6 protein-coding genes are annotated in these 3,752 nt (G+C 67.3%); all 6 read right to left on the reverse strand.

Annotation, left to right across the window (positions count from 1 at the left end):
- Positions 1-700, reverse strand: a 700-nt coding sequence (locus tag U9977_RS20875) for a DUF3560 domain-containing protein (RefSeq protein ID WP_322750979.1), incomplete at its 3' end; no start/stop codon positions are given.
- A 143-nt stretch (positions 701-843) separates the two neighbouring features.
- Positions 844-1,623: a hypothetical protein gene (locus tag U9977_RS20880; RefSeq protein ID WP_322750980.1), complete on the reverse strand. Its 780-nt coding sequence runs from the start codon at positions 1,621-1,623 to the stop codon at positions 844-846.
- A 54-nt stretch (positions 1,624-1,677) separates the two neighbouring features.
- Positions 1,678-2,145: a hypothetical protein gene (locus tag U9977_RS20885; RefSeq protein ID WP_322750981.1), complete on the reverse strand. Its 468-nt coding sequence runs from the start codon at positions 2,143-2,145 to the stop codon at positions 1,678-1,680.
- Positions 2,146-2,575: 430 nt separating this feature from the next.
- On the reverse strand, positions 2,576-3,010 hold the full coding sequence (locus U9977_RS20890; RefSeq protein WP_322750982.1) for a hypothetical protein: 435 nt from the start codon (positions 3,008-3,010) through the stop codon (positions 2,576-2,578).
- Between the two features lie 21 nt (positions 3,011-3,031).
- Positions 3,032-3,349, reverse strand: coding sequence for a hypothetical protein (locus tag U9977_RS20895; RefSeq protein ID WP_322750983.1), 318 nt, complete (start codon positions 3,347-3,349; stop codon positions 3,032-3,034).
- A gap of 140 nt (positions 3,350-3,489) precedes the next feature.
- On the reverse strand, positions 3,490-3,666 hold the full coding sequence (locus U9977_RS20900; RefSeq protein ID WP_322750984.1) for a hypothetical protein: 177 nt from the start codon (positions 3,664-3,666) through the stop codon (positions 3,490-3,492).
- Positions 3,667-3,752: the final 86 nt, after the last annotated feature.

Here is a 3,752-nt window from a genome sequence, read left to right on the forward strand (position 1 = left end):
TCCCGCACTGTTCGGCGCGGCGGGCCGCCGTAGCGAGCGCGCGCTGTGCGACGCGCTGGTCGGTTTCCAGCTTTCGGATGCGGCGCAGCGTCCGGGGAACGTTCTCCCGGTGTTGCTGGTAGCGGGCCGCCGTGTCGGCGCGGCCCGCGTGGTAGTTGGCCTTATCCGCTTCCTCGACCGAGGCGTGTTCGTGGCCGTCTGCACGGGCCAGGTCTCGGCGGTGCCGACCTTCCGAATGGTGGCCGACCAGCACCGGCTGTCCGGGCGGAATGTGGTCGCGGATGGCGCGGGCCGCCTCCCAGCGGGCGTCGGCGCGGGCCGCCGCACGCCCGGCGGCGTCAGCGTGGTAGTCGGCGCGATCTGCGGCCCGCTGGCTACGGGACGCCTCGACCGCCGCGATGTCGATGATCGGCGTCTCGTCGATCTCGACCGTGACCGGGTATCCGGCGGCGCGCAGCGCGCCGGCCAGCTCGTTGATCCGCCACGTGTCCGCGCGTCGTCCGCGGCTGTTGCGCCAGAACCAGGCTCCGTCGTCGCCGATGTGGTCCGACCAGCGGACCCGATGCCGCTTGAAGATCGGTGACAGCGTCGGGTAATCGGCCCGCGTGGTGCCGTCGATCAGCGTGCCGGCTGCCCGGCTGTGCCGGATCGTGATCGTCCTGTGGCCGGTGTGCTCACCAGATTCCTGTGTGCTTTCCATGTTTGTCTCCCTGTATGCTTCGTCCTTTCCAGACCTGTTTGTTAGCTTCTGGCCTGTTTCGGCCGGTTATGTCCGCCAGGTGTGGATGATGCGGCCGGCTGATCCGGCAAGGCCGGAATGTCGTGCCGCGCCGGCTCGTCTGCTCAGCCGACGGTGAAGCCGACCCGCCCGGACAGGGACAGCGGTTCCGGGCACATGATCGTGCCGTTGGTGATGCGGCGGGCGTCGTCGAAGTCGAAGTCGTGGGCCGCGGTGTTGCGGCGGAACGCCCACGAGCCGTCGGCGGCGTACCAGTCGCTGTCGCAGCTGTCGCACACGGCGTGGCAGGTGTAGACGTCGGAGCCTTCCCGGATCGCGTAGCGCAGGGCGTCGGTGTCGACGCCGTCCAGCGGGCCGGCGTACACCACGCCCACATCGCGCTGGCGGAAATCGCCCACGGTGCCCTGCACGTAGGTCCCGGGCCAGACGACACCGGAATGGTTGACGATGTCCCACTGATCGGCGGGCCCCAGCTGGCCGCGTGTCCACCGGTACACGACCGTGACCACGCAGAACGGCCGGAGCACGCGCAGCGCGGTCAGAGCGCGCCCTTCGTCGAGGTAGGTGTCGTCGCTGGTCTCGTACGCCAGATCATCAAATTCCAGGTAGCCGAGTTTCTCCAGCTCGCGGAGGGTGTCGGTCTCCTCCAGACAGTCCGGCCCGTCGACGCTGCGGGGGCCCACATCCCCACGGCGGATCTTGGTGAAGGCGTCCGCCACGTAGACGCTGGTTGCGGTGTCGACGCTCCCGGGCCGCGCGGCCCGGCGGAGAATCGTCGCTAGGGCCGGGGCGTCGGCTTCCCGGACGCTGTCCAGGATCGCGCGCACCGTGTCCGTCGCGTCGACACTGATCGATCCCGAGGCGAGGCACGTCGGAACGTCCATTGTTTCTCCTTCCAACGGGCTCCTGCCCGGTCCGCTCGCGGTGGCGTCCGCGGCTTATCCGCGGCGCGGTGTGTCCAGGTCGCGGATCAGCCGGACGGCACCGATGTCCGTCACGGGATGGGGTTCGCGGGTCGCCTTCCAGCGGACACGGACAATGGACCCGGATGCATAGGTAGCGAGGATGGTTCCGGTTCGCCCGTAGACGACGTCCCGTACCCGCTCGCCGGCCCGAAGCCGGATGACGACGCGCGGGATGACGGCCCGCATCCGGCGGTCCTGTTCCAGGAGCGCGAGACCGAAGCTGTGGGCGTATGCGCCGCTGTCGACTGTGAGCCAGTCGGCGTCGAGTCGGCCGAATGCGCCGGTAGCGTGGGTGATCGCACACGAGTGACCGTGGTAGACAATGGCGATGACGCCTTCGGCCGGGACGACAAGAATGTCACCGTCGTGGATCGCGTCGTGGTCGAGGGCCGCGCGGCGCGCTTCCCCGGTGGTGCTGAAATGGTGAACGTGGCTGTCCATCGGGCCGCCTTTCCCTGTGTTCCCGCGACCGGTACGCCGTCGGAGTTGGCAGCGCGGCGCGATACCCGCCGTCGTGCTACCGGTTCGACGCGACTGAGCCGGCGGGTGTGCGGTTGTCACCCCTTCGCCGGAGGTCTCCTCATCGCACGGCCCGTCCGCTAATTGCTCGTGTAAATGCGGTCCTGACCGTCCCGGAAGAATCCGGCCTCACCCAAGGTGACCGGGAAACTGAAGGGGCGCGCGTCGTCATCCAGAAGCTGGACCTGCAAGTGTCGGCGGTCCGAAGTGGTCACCATGCAGCGCATCCTTTTTCCGGCGACTCGCAGGTGCATGCACACTTCGGAGTACGGCAGGACAACGGTTGTGGTCTCGCCTGGTTCCACATAGTGGATCATCATCGTGTCCCGGTTTCTTGTGGAGCAGAGGAGAGTCAGAGCAGGCTGAAAGTCCAGGAGTCGCAGTCGTCTTCCTGTCCGGCGACTTCCAGAACGATGTCTCCGTACGCCTGCGCCTGAGCGTGCAGCCGGTCACCTTCGGGGCCGTATCCGCGATCCCACAGCCCAACACCGGCGCCCTGACGCGACAGGACATAGTCGCGGCCCAGGTCTTCGGGAGTGGGTGCCCGGTCGCCGAGACGTCGGGCGAGAGCGACGATGTCCCCGATTCCGTGCAGCAGGAAATCCTCGATATCCGCACAGGCTTCCTCGTCGAGGAGTTCGATTTCGGTGCCGTCGCACCCGGCACCGCGCAGATTCGTTGTCCGGTCGGGGTCCCATTCGACCAGGGCACCCTCGATCAGCTCACCGACCACCCCGAGTGTGAACCGGGTCAGGTAGTCGGGTAAGACAGTGTCGCATACGGCCATAGCGCATATTCCCCTTTCGATTCACGTCCACGGGCTGTGCGTGGCCAGATTGCGCCGCGCGATTCCCTGGTGTCGCGACGTCGTCATGCTGTACCAGGTGTCGGGTGTCACGACGCGCCCGGTGCCGGTCACCCAGCCGATGGGCGTCCCGTAGCTGGAAACCAGGTACTCGATTCCACTGTTGTTTTCGTCGGCCCGGTACGCGCGAACCCAGTCGTCCGGAAGCCTGCCCAGGTAAGGGCCGACCGGCCACCGTTCCCCTCGCAGGGAGCCGGCGTCGAATGTCTCGCGTCGGGCGATGTTGTCGCCGGCGTTTCGGATCAGCACCTTGGTGGACATGGTCCCCTTCCCGGCTGTGACGGTCTGGCCTGCGATGGGCCGTCAGCCCACGCACGCACGGCTGAACGGCCGTGCGGCGGGCACGGGCATATGCCCATGCCCAACCACGGCCCGTCAGAACGGCGCCATCGTGGGTCCGGTCAGCCGACGTGCAGGATCAGGCGGAGACCGACCTCGGCGAAGTGCCCGATCCCGATCAAGGTGACCAGGTGGGCGGCGGATGCGAGCGTGGTGCCGACGGTGTCGTAGATGTCGCCGATCCGCTCCCGAAGTGACGGACGCTCGAGTTGCGGACGGTGAAAGACGATCTTCTCCATCTGGCTTTCCCTTCAGAATCCGACGGTCTGACGTGGCGAGCGAAAAACGCCTGTACGGAAGAGGGAGGAAACAAACCACCCTCTAC

Source organism: Protofrankia sp. Cas8 (assembly GCF_963555845.1).
In the GTDB taxonomy this organism is placed as follows: Bacteria; Actinomycetota; Actinomycetes; order Frankiales; family Frankiaceae; genus Protofrankia.